The 16,979-nt window shown below is 30.6% G+C and carries 16 protein-coding genes; 7 read left to right on the forward strand and 9 right to left on the reverse strand.

Annotated elements, in window-relative coordinates; genetic code table 11:
* Nucleotides 1-20: 20 nt before the first annotated feature.
* From ABF633_RS12775 to ABF633_RS12790, 4 genes are all read left to right on the forward strand, one after another.
* Complete coding sequence (locus ABF633_RS12775; protein WP_415524224.1) at nt 21-716, forward strand: response regulator transcription factor; 696 nt, start codon at nt 21-23, stop codon at nt 714-716.
* Nucleotides 700-2,154, forward strand: coding sequence for a sensor histidine kinase (locus ABF633_RS12780; RefSeq protein WP_415524226.1), 1,455 nt, complete (start codon nt 700-702; stop codon nt 2,152-2,154). Before ABF633_RS12775 ends, ABF633_RS12780 begins: the two co-directional genes overlap by 17 nt.
* A gap of 186 nt (nt 2,155-2,340) precedes the next feature.
* Nucleotides 2,341-3,660 carry a hypothetical protein gene (locus ABF633_RS12785; RefSeq protein WP_415524227.1) on the forward strand — a complete coding sequence of 440 codons (1,320 nt, stop codon included), beginning with the start codon at nt 2,341-2,343 and terminating at the stop codon, nt 3,658-3,660.
* A gap of 349 nt (nt 3,661-4,009) precedes the next feature.
* The gene (locus ABF633_RS12790) at nt 4,010-4,522 is read left to right on the forward strand and encodes a ferritin family protein (RefSeq protein WP_415524228.1); all 513 of its coding nucleotides are present in this window, start codon (nt 4,010-4,012) and stop codon (nt 4,520-4,522) included.
* A 171-nt stretch (nt 4,523-4,693) separates the two neighbouring features.
* On the opposite strand, the gene ABF633_RS12795 is transcribed toward ABF633_RS12790, so the two are convergent.
* The 5 genes from ABF633_RS12795 to ABF633_RS12815 form a co-directional block, all read right to left on the reverse strand.
* Nucleotides 4,694-6,070 carry an FAD-binding oxidoreductase gene (locus ABF633_RS12795; protein WP_415524230.1) on the reverse strand — a complete coding sequence of 459 codons (1,377 nt, stop codon included), beginning with the start codon at nt 6,068-6,070 and terminating at the stop codon, nt 4,694-4,696.
* 151 nt (nt 6,071-6,221) lie between these two features.
* Nucleotides 6,222-6,884: a methionine ABC transporter permease gene (locus ABF633_RS12800; RefSeq protein ID WP_415524232.1), complete on the reverse strand. Its 663-nt coding sequence runs from the start codon at nt 6,882-6,884 to the stop codon at nt 6,222-6,224.
* A complete protein-coding gene (locus ABF633_RS12805) occupies nt 6,877-7,914 on the reverse strand; it encodes a methionine ABC transporter ATP-binding protein (protein ID WP_415524233.1) in 1,038 nt (345 codons plus the stop codon). The genes ABF633_RS12800 and ABF633_RS12805 overlap by 8 nt, the downstream gene beginning before the upstream one ends.
* A gap of 151 nt (nt 7,915-8,065) precedes the next feature.
* Nucleotides 8,066-8,929 (reverse strand): MetQ/NlpA family ABC transporter substrate-binding protein, encoded by an 864-nt coding sequence (locus ABF633_RS12810; RefSeq protein ID WP_415524235.1) that lies wholly within the window; start codon nt 8,927-8,929, stop codon nt 8,066-8,068.
* Between the two features lie 735 nt (nt 8,930-9,664).
* Nucleotides 9,665-9,802 carry a helix-turn-helix domain-containing protein gene (locus ABF633_RS12815; RefSeq protein WP_415524244.1) on the reverse strand — a complete coding sequence of 46 codons (138 nt, stop codon included), beginning with the start codon at nt 9,800-9,802 and terminating at the stop codon, nt 9,665-9,667.
* Nucleotides 9,803-10,052: 250 nt separating this feature from the next.
* Here ABF633_RS12815 and ABF633_RS12820 point away from each other — a divergent pair, with 250 nt between their 5' ends.
* Entirely contained in the window at nt 10,053-11,195 is a 1,143-nt protein-coding gene (locus ABF633_RS12820) for a glycerate kinase (RefSeq protein WP_415524236.1), read from the forward strand.
* 243 nt (nt 11,196-11,438) lie between these two features.
* Here the strand turns inward: ABF633_RS12820 and ABF633_RS12825 are convergent, their stop codons facing one another.
* The 4 genes from ABF633_RS12825 to ABF633_RS12840 form a co-directional block, all read right to left on the reverse strand.
* Nucleotides 11,439-11,819, reverse strand: coding sequence for a hypothetical protein (locus ABF633_RS12825; protein ID WP_415524237.1), 381 nt, complete (start codon nt 11,817-11,819; stop codon nt 11,439-11,441).
* Nucleotides 11,820-12,129: 310 nt separating this feature from the next.
* Nucleotides 12,130-13,200 carry an energy-coupling factor ABC transporter ATP-binding protein gene (locus ABF633_RS12830; protein WP_415524238.1) on the reverse strand — a complete coding sequence of 357 codons (1,071 nt, stop codon included), beginning with the start codon at nt 13,198-13,200 and terminating at the stop codon, nt 12,130-12,132.
* Nucleotides 13,200-13,901 (reverse strand): ABC transporter permease, encoded by a 702-nt coding sequence (locus ABF633_RS12835; protein WP_415524240.1) that lies wholly within the window; start codon nt 13,899-13,901, stop codon nt 13,200-13,202. The genes ABF633_RS12830 and ABF633_RS12835 overlap by 1 nt, the downstream gene beginning before the upstream one ends.
* Before the next feature lie 8 nt (nt 13,902-13,909).
* A complete protein-coding gene (locus ABF633_RS12840; RefSeq protein WP_415524241.1) occupies nt 13,910-14,785 on the reverse strand; it encodes a substrate-binding domain-containing protein in 876 nt (291 codons plus the stop codon).
* Nucleotides 14,786-15,483: 698 nt separating this feature from the next.
* Between ABF633_RS12840 and ABF633_RS12845 the strand changes: the two genes are divergently transcribed.
* On the forward strand, nt 15,484-15,798 hold the full coding sequence (locus ABF633_RS12845) for a pyrimidine/purine nucleoside phosphorylase (RefSeq protein WP_415524242.1): 315 nt from the start codon (nt 15,484-15,486) through the stop codon (nt 15,796-15,798).
* 393 nt (nt 15,799-16,191) lie between these two features.
* A complete protein-coding gene (locus tag ABF633_RS12850; protein ID WP_415524243.1) occupies nt 16,192-16,770 on the forward strand; it encodes a TIGR00730 family Rossman fold protein in 579 nt (192 codons plus the stop codon).
* Nucleotides 16,771-16,979 lie beyond the last annotated feature (209 nt).

The raw sequence follows: 16,979 nt of genomic DNA on the forward strand, positions 1-16,979 counted from the left end.
CTCAAAAGGAGGACTTAGTTTTGCAAGATAAAATACTCATAGTAGACGACGAAGAAAACATATTAAACGTATTAGCTTATGCATTAAAGCAAGAGGGGTACTTGGTAGATACAGCTTACAATGGTAAAGAAGCATTACTTAAAGTTGATAGTTTTAATCCTAATATATTAATTTTAGATTTAATGCTACCTGAAATAAATGGATATGATGTATGTAAAAAGTTAGAAGGAAAAAATATTGGTATTATTATGCTTACAGCTAAAAGCGATATTGTAGACAAGCTTCTTGGATTGGAACTAGGTGCCGATGACTATCTGACAAAACCCTTTGATATACGTGAAGTCATTGCAAGAGTTAAATCACTTTTAAGAAGATTAAATAAAAACACAGATGAAAAAGAAAATATAATTAATATTAAAAATCTCACAATAAACTTAAATGAAAGAACTGTTATTATAGACAGCTGTAATCTCGAATTAACTTCTAAGGAATTTGATTTACTTTACCTGCTGCTTTCAAATCCCAATATGGTCTATTCCCGTGATCAACTTTTGGATTTAGTCTGGAAAACTGAATACTTTGGAGGTACAAGAACTGTAGACACACATATACAGAGAATACGAAAAAAATTGGGTACTGATTATCAAAATTTAATACAGACAGTTCACGGTACAGGCTATAGAGGAGTGAACAGATTTAATGAAAATAGGAATTAAATTTAAGCTTGTATCTTTCATATCTCTACTTTTACTAATTGTTATAACGCTCTCAAGCTTTCTAGTATTAAATGGTATAAGAATCTATCAAAATAAAGAAGCTGAAAATATATTATTAAATCAAAAGAATATGTTTGAACAGTATTTAGATGAAAATTTTACTATAGATAACAGTGAAAATGGCAGCAAATTTGAACTAGTGAGAGCTACTCTCTTCAATAAGCCTTGGCTCAGGACTATACCTGCCAGTATATATGATACAAAGGGAAATCTTCTTTCTGGTTTTAAACCAGATGGTAAATTAAATGAAAATAATGAAAAAGATATGATGATTAAATATGCCATAGAAGGCAAAATGTCTTATAAGCAGGATAAGGATGTGCTATATTTTTACTCTCCTATTAAATATAAAAATAATACAGCAGCAATTCTAGAGCTCCAATATTCCACTAAGGAAAGCAGCGATTTTTACAACAATATTAAGTTAATGTTCTATGGTACAGGTTCTCTTTCTTTAATTATTGGAATAATATTAGGCTTCTTCTATCTATCTAATTTCACTAAGGATATATACATCATGAAAAATTCAGTCAAAAATATTCAAAATGGAAATTTCAATAGCATAGAACCACTTCATAGAAGAGATGAACTGGGAGAATTGAGTAAAGGTCTAATCTATATGAGCAATACTATTGAAAAAAATATTAAAGAATTAGAAGTTGAAAAAGATACTTTAAGTAAGGCAGTAAAAAAGCTTGAAAAAATGGACAAAGAGCAGAAAGAGTTCATAGGCAACGTAACTCATGAATTTAAAACTCCTATAACTGCAATAAAAGCTTATGCAGATGTAATGGGTATGTATAGTAGTGATCTATCTTTAATTAGCAATGGTACTGAAAGTATATCAAAGGAATGTGACCGTCTCACTAGCATGGTTGATAAAATTTTAAAATTATCCTCTTTAGAAAGATATGATTTTGAAATAGCGAAAAAAGAAATAAATATAAAAGATTTAATAGAACAAATTTGCCTTAGAATGTCAGGTAAAATAAAGAAAAATAAATTGACCTTAGACTACAAAGTAGATGACATAAACATTACAGCAGATCCTGATAACCTCAGACATATAATTATAAATTTAATAGACAACGCCATAAAATATAATAAATCTGGCGGTAGTATAAAGCTTTCCTGCCAGAAAAATGAAGATACACTTCAAATAAATGTTACCGATACCGGTATAGGCATGTCGAAAAAACATTTAGATAAAATATTTGAACCCTTTTATAGAGTAGAAACTCATAGAAGCAGTAAAACAGGAGGAACTGGCCTAGGTTTGGCATTAGTTGAAAACCTAGTTAAAAAGCAAAAGGGCACTATAAAAGTAAGTTCAACTCTAAGTAAAGGCACCAGCTTTCTCATTAGTTTACCATTGTAAATTTTAAATACTATAAACAGATTTTAACTATATTATTTCAATAAATTAATATGTAAAACAATAAGTTTACAAAATTGTGACATATATTTATAATTTTGTGAAAAAAACTTGCTATTCTTAAATAGTCATCTTTTAACAAATAGAACTGTTTATTAAAAGACGATTGATAAAAAGGGAGGCAAAGTAATGAGCAAGAAAAAAATCATTTCATTTATTGTATTAGCCGGAATTATAATAACCTCTGGCACTATAGTTCTTAAAAACACTGACGTATTACAACATATTAAATCTGCTAAAGCTGAAAATAATATAAAACTTATGAATTACAAGCCAGCTAAAAATGTAAATGCATCAGGTTATCAAGTAGATAAATATGATAAGACAAATATTGCTGGATTAATTAACGATAATGAGGTATTAACTTTAACTACTAAGGATGTACTTAAGAAAACTGTTATTCCTACTAATGAAAGCTATTATTGCAGTATTTATAATTTAAATACAAAAAGTAAAAAAGACTTTAAAGATGTTAACATATCAAATTTTTACGGTCTATCGCCTGACAAAAAATATGCCCTTTATATGGGACCAGTCTACGTTTCAAAAGAAACTCCCGAAGAAACAAAAAAGGCTCAACAAAGAGGCAGCTTATATCACGGATTAAAAGTTCTTAACTTATTCACAGGACAAGTTACTACTTTGATTCCAGATCACTCCAATGGTGAATTCAAATGGATAAGTAATGATAAAGTTTGGGCAAGCTTTTTTACTGGCTGGCAAATAATCGGTGTAGATGGAAAAGTATATGCATCAGGTGATTATGATGTAACTGGAAACGTGGGTGCATGGACAGTAGGTTATGATATAAAGGATTTAGGAAATACTGTTGAAGGTAAAATATACTACACTAAAGAGGAAAATAAACCTACAAGTATTAGTTTAAAATCCATGGACATAAAGACTAAAGAAATTAAATCTCTGTTTCATAGTGATAATTCATTAAATGCAGTAAAACAAGGTAATACAATTGTTATGGATAAGTCTGTGGATCACGGTGAAATATCCCCTGGAGTATACAATAGAACTTTTAGAGAAATTATACTCGATTCAAATGGTAATGTATTAAGAAATATTGATTTTCCTTATTACTCTGGACCAAACAATTTTATATTATCACCAGATGGAAGTAAAGCTGCCTATATAGAATATGATAATGCTAAAAACAATACTACCAATACTGATAACAATGGTAAAAAAGCTGCTATTGATATTAATAATGTCCTTAGTACTCTTAAAATTATTGATATAAAGACTGGCGCTACAAAAGAAATAATAAAATGCCCATATATATCCAATATAATATGGAACAATACAGGTGATTCCTTATCTTTCACTTCTGGAAGACCTTATATTACAAAAAAGTCAACAGATGACAAGGGTATGATAATAGGTACTGCTACTAGAAATGAAAATATAAGTTCTTATGTTATTACCTTTGATAAATAGTTCTATTTCATTAACAGAAAAATTATAAATAAAAACGTATGGGGTGATAAGTAATATGGAAATAAAAAATCATTTTGGTGTTGATATAGTGATAGCTTCATTAATAATTGGATCTATCTGTATGATTATACTTTATTTAATTGTCTAGATTAATTTTTGCCTTACTTAATAATAATAGCTCGTAAATAAAATATAGATAAAAAATATTATATACTTCCAAAATTTCAAATCAGTTGAAATCAATATACTTTTATGACTTTATACTTTAAATTATGCAGATTTATGCATATTATACGATACTAATAAATAGTATATATTGATTTACAAAAATAACTTTGGAGGTACAATAATGAGCTATACCGTTCAAGATGGGCAGCCACAAGGACAGCCTTATTTTTTTACAAATAAAATACGTGAAGCGCTGATAGGTGAAATAATCGCCATAAACGGGTATGCTAGTCATATTGCCAACTCAAATATGGAAGACATAAATGCTGTTTGGAAAAGCATAATGCAGGATGAAAAAAGACACTATGGCATGTTACTTAATTTACTTCGCAAATATGATCCGGTGCAATACCAGAAATACACTGTACAAAAAAATCAAGTTTTCATTGCTAAATCAGCTATTCAAACATACAAACCTGACTATGATAAGCAGATCATTTTAAATAATATAAGACAAGATATAAAAGGCGAATTTGAAGCCGTAATTCTATATGAGCAACATTTAGTAGAATTCCATCAGCAGGACATAAGACATGTATTCTATTTAATAGCTAGTGAAGAAAAGGGGCACGCTGAACATTTAACTCAAGTATTATTAAAATATGACACGGATAAATATGGTTCTCTTATGTAAACCCAATAATGTGAAATAATCTGTGCACACCCATAATAAAAATAATTATATAACCTTTATTGAGCTTGCACAGATTATTTTATAGGACAAAATACAAAATATACTATTTATAATTTTTATAATTCATTTTCCATAAAATGAAAATATTCTCTAAAGTTACAGCTATAATTGTTACTCTGAATATGATTTACCAGAATTCAAAATCCCCTTTTCATCAAAAGCTTTCTTTATTCTTCTCATGTACTCTACATTAATTTCATTCGTTACATCAATAAAATATGGCTTCTTATTAAGCCCTATACCATGCTCTCCAGAGGGTAGTCCATTAAGTTCTTTTCCCTTTCTGTAAAGAGCTTGCAGCAACAGTTTGGATTTTTCATTCCACTGACTTTCCTCCATACCATTTCTTATTACACATAAGTGCACATTTCCATCACCGGCATGTCCAAAGCTACTTATTTTAATGCCAAATTCTTTTTCTGCCACTTTAGTATAATTAATAAAATCTGCTGATCTATCTATTGGTACCACAATATCTATAGGTTCCTGCTCAGACACAGCTTCTACTGCTGTTACAAGAGCTCCTCTTATTTTCCAGGTTCTTTCTATGTCTTCTTTCTTATCCAATAAAATAAAATCCAGTGCATTATTTTGTAAAGCTGCTTCCCTTACCTTATTGTAGCTACCCTCTATTTCAAATTCTTCATCTCCATCAAAGGTTAATAATAAATAAGCCTCTCCTTTATCATATGGAAATTTCAAATTTAAAAATCTTTCTGCATTTTCAATAACATCCTTTTCCATAAACTCAATTGCCGTAGGATTTGCATTCTTTTTTATTATTTTAATAACGGTATCTATACCTTCCTCTAAGGAATTAAAAGGAATAATAGCACTTATACTCCTTTTAGGCTTTGGTATAAGCTTCAAAATAGCTTTAGTTATAATTCCAAGGGTACCTTCCGAACCTATAATTAAGTCCTTTATGTCAAGACCAGAACTATTTTTTATAATCTTTCCACCAAGATTTAATATACTTCCATCAGCTAAAACCACCTCTAAGCCCATAACATAATCTCTGGTGACTCCATACTTTACTGCTCTCATTCCACCAGCATTAGTGCTTATGTTTCCACCTATAGAAGCATTTTTTTCACCTGGATCTGGAGGATAAAAAAGTCCTTTTTCTTCAACAAATTTTTGAAGATCATTGAGTAAAATTCCTGGTTCCACAGTTATGGTAAGAGTATTCTCATCTAATTCCAATATATTCTTCATTAAAGACACATCTAATATAATGCCTCCTTTAGTTGGAATAGTTGCTCCTACTAGTCCTGTGCCAGCACCTCTAGGGGTTACTGCTATGCTGTTTTCATAAGCAAATTTCATTATACTGCTTACTTCATCAGTATTTATAGGAAAAACCAGTGCATCTGCCTCACCTTTATTTCTGTTCAAAGCATCACTTAAATATTTGTCCTCTATGTCTTTGCCAAGCTTTATCCTATTTTTGTCTTCTATAATATGAAACAAATCACTATAATTCATAAATATACCTTCTTTTTATAAACTTTAATTTTATAGATAATTCATATAAAATCGCTTGTCACTATTATTAATTTTATTATATATATTTTATAAACAAATATAATAAAATAATGTTCGTATTAAAAATTATTTAGATTATGAATGTTAAAAACTATCTCTTTGAAGATATCCTCGCCAATCCGTCTCCTATAAACTGTATAGCCTGAACCACAACTACCAGTATAATTACTGTAACTATCATTACTCCAGTTTCGTATCTGTAGTAACCATATCTAATAGCCAAATCTCCTATACCGCCTCCACCTACAATTCCTGCCATAGCAGAAAAGCTGATTAAGCTTACTAGTGTTACTGTTATACCTCTTATAAGACTTGGCATTGCTTCTACTATAAGCACATCCGTTAATATTAGTCTGAGCTTTGCTCCTGAAGCAACAGCTGCCTCTAAGACGCCCTTGTCTACTTCATTAAAGGCTCCCTCTGCAAGTCTAGCGAAAAAGGCAATTGAAGCAATTGAAAGTGGTACTGCTGCAGCCTGTGGTCCTATACTTGTACCAACCATGATTTTAGTTATTGGTATTAAGAGAACTAACAAAATTACAAAAGGCAATGAACGAATTATATTTACAATAATGCCTGCAATAGAATTGACAATTTTATTCTTAAAAAATAATGAATTAGAAGTTAGATATAATATTAAACCTATGAGTCCACCTACAATAATAGATAAAATCATGGCAATTACTATCATGTTAAGAGAATCTTTAATTGCCTGACCTAATTCACTTTGTAATATACTAATGGTATTATTCAACTGGATTCACCTCTTCCTGCAAGTGATAATTTTCTTCAATCTCAGATACATTTTCTTTTATATATATTTTTGCTTTAGCTATCTCTTCTTTGTCCCCTGTAATATTTACAAGTAAAATACCAAGAGGTTTATTGTTTATATAATCAATCTTTCCATGAATTATACTTATATAAACTTTGAAATTTTTTGACACCTCTGATATTAAAGGTTCTACACTTTTATCTCCTTTAAAATGCAGCTTTACCAATTCTCCTACCTGAATTAATTTTTCTACTCCTGCTGGAAGTTGAATATTCAAGTTTTTACTTATTAAAGACTTTGTTATGCTATCTTTAGGATCTGCAAATATAGTATAAACATCATTTACTTCAACTACTTTTCCTGCACTCATTACTGCCATTCTATGAAAAAGTCTTTTTGCCACTTCCATTTCATGAGTAATAAATACAATAGTTATTCCATATTTTTCGTTTATTCTTCTAAGTAAGTTCAAAATTTCTTCAGTATTTTCTAGATCTAAAGCTGAAGTTGCCTCATCGCACAATAATATTTGAGGATTATTTGCTAAAGCCCTTGCAATACCAACACGCTGCTTTTGACCACCACTTAAATTTGCTGGATAAACTTTAGACTTCTCCTCTAAAGAAACTAATTTAAGTAATTCTTTTACCTTTTCTTCTCGCTTATTTTTAGGATAATTATTAGCTTTTAATACAAACTCTACATTTTCATAAACGGTCTTACCACTTATTAAATTAAAATGCTGAAATATCATTCCAATTCTCAATCTAATTCTTCTAAGAGTTTCGCCATTTAAATTTGTAATATCCTCACCATCAATTATCACTTTACCACTGCTAGGTTTTTGTAATAAATTTATGGTTCTTACTAAAGTACTCTTTCCTGCCCCGCTTAAACCAACTATACCAAAGATTTCTCCCTTGTTTATTGTTAGATTAACATCTTTAACTGCTTCAACTTTAGTATTTTTTTCATTGAAAACTACACTTACATCTTTTAGTTCTATCAAAAACCTTCACCCCCAAAAAACTTTTGCATATAATAATTACCAGCTTTTCATATGTATTTTAGCGAAAAACTCATATTTACTATTTTAATATAAATTTAATGGGAGTAATAAACCCCCATTAAATTCCAATCAAATAAAATTCATTTATATATTATTTTGTACCGTATTTGCTTACATACCACTCTGGTTTATCAAATGACTTAAATTCTCCATTTTTATCCTCAATAGCATTTTTAAACTCTGCAGATTCTACGGCTGATTTTAGATCTTTTCCTAAATCCTTGTTTAAATCTTCTGTTCTCACTGCTATTACATTCTTATAATTTTCTCCTAATTTTTCCACTACTAAAGCCTTTGAAAAATCCATTCCTGCAGCTATAGCATAGTTTCCTGTAATAAGTGCAATATCTACACTATCTAAGCTTCTTGGTTCCTGAGCTGCCTCTATTGGAACAAATTTTAAATTCTTTTTATTTTCTGTTACATCATTTTGAGTTGCTTTAGTTTGATCTATATTATCCTTAATATTAATTAAGCCTTGATTTTTAAGCAATGTTAAAGCTCTTGCTAAATTTGAAGGGTCATTTGGTATTGCCACCTTAGCTCCATTTGGTAAACTATCTATTGATTTTATTTTATTTGAGAATATACCCATACCAGCTGTTGGAACACTTATAACTGCTGATAGATCTAAATTGTTGTCCTTAGAAAACTTTTGTAAGTATGCTGTATGTTGGAATAAATTAGCATCTATTTCTTTATTAGCTAAAGCTTTATTAGGCTGAACATAATCACTAAATTCTTTAACACTCACTTTATATCCCTTTTTTTCAAGGGCTGGTGTTATAGCTTTCTTAACCATATCTCCATAAGGTCCTGGACAAACTCCTATAGTAATATTTTTTGTTTCCTTTGTACTTGATCCAGAATTATTATTTGCTGATCCACAGGCTACTGTTCCTACAGTTAAAACTGCTGTTAATCCTACTAATAAAAGCTTCTTCAATTTGTTCATTATTTTCTCCCCTTACTGTTTACATAATCACAAAAATTTTCTTAGTATTTTTATGTGATTTGTTTAATTCAGATTATATTACTTAGTATTCTTATATGATTATTATATAATTATTTTTTTCTTTGTCAATATTTTTTATTATATTAATAAATTTTATAGAAATTTAATATAATTAGCACGAAAAAACACTAAATTTGTAAATTATCTGATTCTTATTTGATTAAGTTATTATTCCATTATTATCGTTAAATTATAATTAAACAAAACAAAAAAGGCTTTACCCAATAATAGGCAAATCCCATTTAAAACTAACTTCATAAATTTATGAAGTTATAAGAGCAGAAAACAATCTATAACCATACTTCATAGATCTTATATATTGCAGCTGCGTTCCGACCTGCTGCAATGAAAAATTTAAATTATTTTAGAATATTGTTTAATTCTTCAGTCTCAGATTTATGACCTAGAAATAAAAAGATCATATACAAGGACACAATAGCAAGAAAAATTATTTTAAAATTGTTCATTATCCTTTTCCCCCTTTCCTAGATTTATATATTATTTTAATAAAGATTTTAATCTTAATATTATCTTTTTTTATGTTTCTCAATCTATTTTTTATATATTTATTAATCTATAATAATAATTTATCACAATTTCATCTATAAATCAATATAAATATGACATTTTAATAATTTTTATATTATTTTGTTATTAAAATGTCACATTAAATCTTTATTTTATATACATCTTTTTCATTTTCCTCCAGAGAGTTGTACGATCAATTTCAAGAAGCTCTGCTGCCTTTTTCTTATTAAACTTGGTCTTTATCAGAGCTTGTTCAATAATTTCTTTCTCAGAATTTTTTAATATTTTGTCTAATCTCTATAGCATAATAACTAAAACTTAACTTGATACCAAGAACTTTGTTTATCCGATGACTACCCTCTCTAATATTCCCACCTTCTTCAAGGTGGGAATAAAGAGTGGCTACGTCCCTGGATAACGATTTCTAAGCATGAGATGGAATAAAAAAACTCCACCTGATGTCAAGAACTCTGTTTATCAAATACTATTTCACTGCTATAATTAAATTGAATATATCATGAGAGGAAGCGAAAATATGAAAATTGTAATTGCACCTGACTCATATAAAGGAAGTCTTACAGCTCTTGAAGTAGCAAATAATATGGAAAAGGGAGTAAAAAGAGTTTTCAAAGATTCAGTTGTTGAAAAAATACCTATGGCAGATGGCGGCGAAGGAACTGTTCAATCCCTAATAGACAGTACCGCTGGTAAAATTATAAATATAAAAGTAACAGGTCCTGCTTTAAAGGAAGTGAATGCCTTCTACGGTATTCTTGGAGATGGTAAAACCGCCATAATAGAAATGGCCGCTGCTTCTGGCCTCCCACTCATTTCTGATGATGAGAAAAATCCTTTAAAGACTACTACATATGGTACAGGACAACTTGTAAAGGATGCACTGGATAGAGGCTGCAGGAATATAATCATAGGCCTTGGCGGAAGTGCTACCAATGATGGTGGGCTTGGAGTAGCTAAAGCATTGGGAGTAAAATTTCTTGATATAAATGGCAATGACATCGGTGAAGGTGGAGGAAATCTTGATAAACTAGCTTCTATAGACATATCCAATATGGATCCAAGAATAAAAGAAAGTAATATAACAGCAGCCTGTGATGTAAATAATCCTCTTTGCGGACCAGAAGGTGCTTCCAATGTATTTGGTCCTCAAAAAGGTGCTGATAAAGAAATGATAGAAACTTTAGATAGAAATTTAGCTAATTATGCTGATATTATAAAAAAGGATTTATCTATGGATATCATAAACACCCCCGGTGCTGGTGCTGCTGGCGGCCTTGGAGCTGGACTTCTGGCCTTTTTAAATGCAAAAATAAAAAGAGGTATAGACATAGTAATAGACATAACCAGACTGGAAGAAAAAATTCAAGATGCTGATATAGTCATTACTGGTGAAGGCATGATAGATTTTCAAACTGCCTTTGGTAAAACTCCATTTGGGGTTGCAAAGATTGGAAAAAAATATAACCTTCCAGTTATAGCTATTGCCGGTGGAATAGGTAAAAACGCAGAATCCCTTTATGAAAAAGGGTTTGACAGTATTTTTTCCATAGTAGACAGCCCTATGTCTCTTGATAAAGCTATGGAGAACAGTGGAATACTTATTGAGAAAACTGTAGAAAGAGTTTTAAGAGTTTTAAAAATAAATTTATCTGATGACTAGCCGCTGTAACACTCCCACCACACTCTGCTTTTCTTTAAGTGGGAGATAACAGCGGCACGTCCCTAGATAATTCATCTAAACTGAGTGAAAAAAACAAACTCACACTCAGTAAGATTCATTGATAGTGAACTGTTCACGCATTTGATTTATACAAATCTATGTACCTTTCCCATTAAGAAGTTATTAAAACTAGAAATACTTAAAAAACCCAGCATATTTTTAGAATATGCTGGGTTATAACTACTACTTATTTAGCTGACTTGCAAAAGCTGCTGCAATTTCAGTTTTTGCTCTATCATGACTTTCAACCACTTGTAAAATCTTTGCAGCTTTCAAGTCTTCATTAGATAACTTACTAATCTCATCTATAGCCTTCTCGGATACAGAATTCTCATTAATTATTTTCTCAATAAAAGCTTGTATTAAATCTATATTTAGAATATCTTTACTTTCAATGGACATAAGCTTAACCTCCCCATAATAGGTATTACTAGCAATCAATTTTATTGTGTCTTCATTTAACCACTTAGCTCGTCCCTTTTTCACAAGCTGCTTAGCTCTTTTCAAATAAGTTGATGAAATTGAATCTCCATTATCATCTATAACACAAATGTTTTTTATCATGGGTATCATCCCCCTGCTATAGTGTTATGATTCTTCGTTTTTTGTAATGGGTGCCTTCCCCTGAATCATTAATCTAATTGTATCATGTAAAGGTATTCTTGAATAGATATTTATACAAATTATGTATATAAATTTTTATTATACATAATTTGCACTTAAAATTGTACATTTAATCAATAATGTTTCAGTAAAGCATATGAAAATAAATAGTAAGTCAAAGATGCTATCATACTGACTAGTTTAAATAAATTTAAATGAAATAAATCCTTTATAATGAATATAATCTATTGCAGCATATATATTAATTTGACTAAATAAGATGGATATCCTCCGCAGAAAAAACTAATTTGACCAATTTGTTTTCCCTTATATCATTATGAACTATGTGTTCTTTAGAAATTCTTACATTCATAATTTGATCTTTACATTGGACGGCCACATAATAGCTACCTATATCAGGAAATATATTTTTCACAGTTCCATCAATAACTACCATAGAGCTTTCAGCTGTTAGAAAGTCACTATTATAAATCTTTATGCATTCTCCTGGTATACAACACTTATTGACAGACTTCACTATACTATGAGCATAATAAAATTTTACTCCATTAGACAAACTAATAAAATTTTTATTATAATCTATATTACAGGGAATAATATTATCAATACCTACTAATTTAGCAGTTTTCTCATTTACGGGTCTTCTCATTAGGATTTCTGGCACATTATCTTGAACAAATTTACCATCAAACATAACTACTGCTCTTTTTGCAAAATGAAGAACATCCGAAAAATTATGACTTACTAAAATAACGGCAATTCCTTTTTCTTCTGCTATTTCTTTTATATTTTTAATCATTTCACTTCTCATTTGAGCATCTAATGAAGCAGATGGTTCATCTAAGAGTAAAAGTTCTGGTTCAGTTACCATTGCACGTGCAATACAAACACGCTGCGCCTCCCCCCCAGAAAGGCTGTAAGCAGGTCTATTTATAAGGTGATCACATTGAAAATCTTTTAAAGCTCTATTGACTCTTTCATTTATTTCATTCTTAGGAGTTCCTCTAAACTGTAAAGCTTTTGCTACATTATTAAATACATTATCTTTTAACAGCAGCATTTCCTGAAAAACATAAGAGCATTTTCTTCGAAGTTTAGTATTATTGCTATCTACAACATTTTCTCCAAATAACTTCATTTCTCCACTGAAAGAAATTAACAAGTTAATTACCTGAAAAAGAGTGCTTTTCCCAGCACCATTTGGTCCCACAACTGCAACGATTTCCCTAGCATTCATTGAAAAATTTTCAATATTAAGCACATTCTCTTTATTCTTTCTATGTACTATAACATTTTTCATACTTAATATATTTTCTTCCATCACCAATAACCCCTTTCATTATGCTGAAGAAAAGTTAATAAGGATACTATTACATAGGTAATAAGCAATAAAATTAGTGCAATGACAATGGCAATATCATAATTTCCCTTATCAACTTCTAATACAATTGCTGTAGTTAATATCCTAGTTTTACCTTTTATGTTACCGCCAACCATCATAGATGCTCCTACCTCTGAAATAACACGCCCAAATCCAGCTATAACTGCCGCCATTAATCCCAATTTTGCTTCTTTAATTAAAATTAAGCTTACCTGCAAAGGTTCTGCTCCAAGGGATAATAACTGCAAACGTAATTTGGAATTAATATTTAGAATTGCAGCAAAACTCAATCCTGTTATTATTGGAGAGGCAACCAAAGTTTGTGCAATAATCATGGCTGGCACTGTATACATAATTTGCATATCTCCTAAAGGGCCATAACGCCATAACATTAAACTCACTATTAATCCAACTACTACTGGAGGTAATCCCATTCCAAAATTAACTAAGCTACTTAATATATTTTTTCCTTTGAATTCTTTTAATGCCATCCAGGTGCCAAGTGGTACTCCAATAATCACGCTTATGAGTGTAGCTATTCCAGAAACCTTCAATGTAACTATAACAATATTTAAAATATCTCTATCCCCACTTATGAGCAGTTGAAAAGCCTGAATAATTCCTCTAATAATCATATCCATAATTCTATCTAAATTCCATAGTCTTTATCAGACTTACCAGCATCAGGATAAAAAAGCGCTTCTCCAAACTTATCTTTTCCATAATTAGCTATTAATTTTTGACCTTTTTCTGATAACAGAAACTCACTAAAAGCCTTAGCACCTTCACTATTTGCCTTAGAAAATTTTGCTGGATTAATCTCTGATACTGAGTACAAATTCAATAATTTTTTATCTCCTTCAACCAATATTGGTAGTGATAATATTTTTTTATCATTTATATATGTTGCTCTGTCAGCTAGAGTATATGCCTGTTTCTCGTTAGATATTTTTAAAGTTTGTCCCATACCAGCACCAGCTTGAATATACCATGCTCCTTCTGGCTTAATATTAGCATCACTCCATAAACTTTTTTCCAATTTATTAGTACCAGAATCGTCGGATCTTGATACAAATTCAGATTGAGTTTTTGCAATAGTTGCAAAGGCTCCTACAGCATCTTTAGTTCCCTTTATTTTTGCTTTATCACTTTGTGGCCCTACAATAACAAAATCGTTATGCATTATCAATTTACGGTTTACAATAACACCTTCATCTATTACCTTCTTTTCTGCAGCAGGTGAATTTACTAAAAGTGCATCTACTTGACCCTTCTCTGCTAATGCTAATGCTTGCCCAGTTCCAACTGAAACTGTTTTAGTTTTATAACCACTTTCTTCTTCAAATGCTGGTATTATAACATCTAATAGCCCACTGTCCTCTATACTGGTTGTCATACCTAATATTACTTCTTTTTTCTGTGCAGATTTTGAATCACTTGTGCTTTTATTAGTAGAAGTATTACTACATCCTACAAATAGAACTCCTAAATATACTATTAATAAGATACTAAAAACTTTTTTCATATTGGATTACCCCCTAAAACGTTTTGTTATTTTTTATATTGTTTTATCACTAAAATAGCAATATTAGCTTTTTCTTTTGTTTATTTTTATGCTATTTTGTTCTGTTTTACATGATTATATTGAAATTTGTGAAAATTGTCAATATATTTTTCAAAATTATCAATACATACTTAAAATTTTTGATAAATTAAAAATTTCTTTCACTAATTACATTATGTAAAACTATTCATAGATAGATATTTATAGAAATATATCTATGAATTTTTATCATATACCTATATAATTATAAAGTACCAATACTTGATAAACAGAAAGAATTTCTACCTTCAGACTATGATTTGTTTCTCTGAATTTTAGAAATAACTATCTAAATAAGTAACACTGTCATTGAAGCAAGTTCTTAATTCAGGTGGGGATTCTTTTACCTCATCTGAATTTTAGAACTGCAAATGCATGGATTACTTGGCGTTGAACTCCCACTTGAAGAAAAGCAGAGAACCAAAATCTTTTTTTGATTTTGTGTGAATCGCTTTCGCTGTGTGCAAGTAGAGAACCCAAATTTTAATTTGGTGTGAATCACTTTCACAGAGTGCGTGTGAGACTTACGCCAAGTTAGTCAGGTTAAAATCTTATAGGATAGTAAAGTACTTAATACCTAAATAAAATTTGCATTTTTATGAAAATCAGGAGGAAAACTAATGGAAAACTTTCAAAATGTATCAATTGTAAAAAAGGCTAATATCTATTTCGATGGAAATGTAACAAGCAGGACCATAATCTTCGCTGACGGCGAAAAGAAAACTTTAGGAATCATGATGCCTGGAGAATATGAATTTGGAACTGGCGCAAAAGAACTAATGGAGATTACAGCGGGTAATCTTGATGTACTTCTGCCTAATAATACCCAATGGATAACTTTCACTGCAGGACAATCCTTTGAAGTACCAGCTAATTCAAGTTTTAAATTAGTAGTAAAAGAAGTTACTGATTACTGCTGTTCTTATGGGGAATAATACATATAAGTGACATACTCCCACCATCTAGACTAAGCCTAGAGGTGGGGTCTTCTTGGGATTTACCAACTAACGTCAGTATAATTACCAAGCTAATCCCGTTTGCCCAACGGTTTTTCATTTATCCGAAGTCCATACTCTTTCTGATAACTGTGATTTATCATTTATACTTCCGCAAAATTAAGCTTAGACGTGTCCGCCACAGCCAAAAGATCTTTCTATTAAGTTAATCCATCTAAATCTATTCCTTAAATTCTTTCCATAAATAATAAATTTACTTATGCAATCATAATAATTATAATAAGTTTATAAGTATTAATGATAACTGAACATAGTAATGCACTCATTATTTAAAAAATCAGCATGTAAAATATTCACTCAGGAGGTTATTTTATGAAAAGAATATGTGTCTATTGTGGCTCAAGCCTTGGTGAACGTCCAGAGTACAAAGAAAGCTCTAAATTACTTGGAGAAACCTTAGCAAAAAATAGAATTGAATTAGTATATGGTGGTTCAAAAATAGGACTTATGGGAGAAGTATCAAATGAAGTTTTAAAAAATAATGGCAAAGCTATTGGTGTTATGCCCAAAGGACTCTTCACAGTAGAGACAGCCAGTGAAAATTTAACTAAGCTTATCCAGGTTGAAACCATGCATGAAAGAAAGCAGACTATGGCTGATCTTTCTGACGGCTTTATCGCTCTTCCAGGTGGTCTTGGCACTTTTGAAGAATTATTTGAAATGCTCAGCTGGGCCAGAATCGGTATTCATCAAAAACCTATCGGTCTATTAAATATATGTCATTTCTTTGATCCTCTTGTAAATATGCTGCAAAATACCTGCACTGAAGGTTTTATGAAGGAATCAAATATGAGTCTATTTTCCATTTCGGAGAGCCCTTCAGAGCTGATTAAAAAAATGAACATGTACGTTCCTCCTACAATGGAAGCTAGATGGCGTAAACTAGGTTAATTATATTAATGCATATTTAAAATAAGCCTGGTATCTCTGACTTACTATTTATTTCCATATACCCAACCTGAAAAATATAAAATAGCATTGATAACTCAATCTAAAATCCCTATGAAATTAAAGTCACGTTGATTCATAGGGATTTTTACATTTCACCTGACTAACTTGGCGTAAGTCTCCCACGCACTCTGTGAAAGCGATTCACACAA

The organism is Clostridium sp., assembly GCF_047718555.1.
Taxonomy (GTDB): Bacteria; Bacillota; Clostridia; order Clostridiales; family Clostridiaceae; genus Clostridium_I.

Excerpts from the sequence above, each read along its gene's own strand:
- ABF633_RS12780 (WP_415524226.1), top strand. The coding sequence starts at position 700 with ATGAAAATAGGAATTAAATTTAAGCTTGTATCTTTCATATCTCTACTT.
- ABF633_RS12785 (WP_415524227.1), top strand. The coding sequence starts at position 2,341 with ATGAGCAAGAAAAAAATCATTTCATTTATTGTATTAGCCGGAATTATA.
- ABF633_RS12790 (WP_415524228.1), top strand. The coding sequence starts at position 4,010 with ATGAGCTATACCGTTCAAGATGGGCAGCCACAAGGACAGCCTTATTTT.
- ABF633_RS12795 (WP_415524230.1), bottom strand. The coding sequence starts at position 6,070 with ATGAATTATAGTGATTTGTTTCATATTATAGAAGACAAAAATAGGATA.
- ABF633_RS12810 (WP_415524235.1), bottom strand. The coding sequence starts at position 8,929 with ATGAACAAATTGAAGAAGCTTTTATTAGTAGGATTAACAGCAGTTTTA.
- ABF633_RS12820 (WP_415524236.1), top strand. The coding sequence starts at position 10,053 with ATGAAAATTGTAATTGCACCTGACTCATATAAAGGAAGTCTTACAGCT.
- ABF633_RS12825 (WP_415524237.1), bottom strand. The coding sequence starts at position 11,819 with ATGATAAAAAACATTTGTGTTATAGATGATAATGGAGATTCAATTTCA.
- ABF633_RS12830 (WP_415524238.1), bottom strand. The coding sequence starts at position 13,200 with ATGGAAGAAAATATATTAAGTATGAAAAATGTTATAGTACATAGAAAG.
- ABF633_RS12835 (WP_415524240.1), bottom strand. The coding sequence starts at position 13,901 with ATGGATATGATTATTAGAGGAATTATTCAGGCTTTTCAACTGCTCATA.
- ABF633_RS12840 (WP_415524241.1), bottom strand. The coding sequence starts at position 14,785 with ATGAAAAAAGTTTTTAGTATCTTATTAATAGTATATTTAGGAGTTCTA.
- ABF633_RS12845 (WP_415524242.1), top strand. The coding sequence starts at position 15,484 with ATGGAAAACTTTCAAAATGTATCAATTGTAAAAAAGGCTAATATCTAT.
- ABF633_RS12850 (WP_415524243.1), top strand. The coding sequence starts at position 16,192 with ATGAAAAGAATATGTGTCTATTGTGGCTCAAGCCTTGGTGAACGTCCA.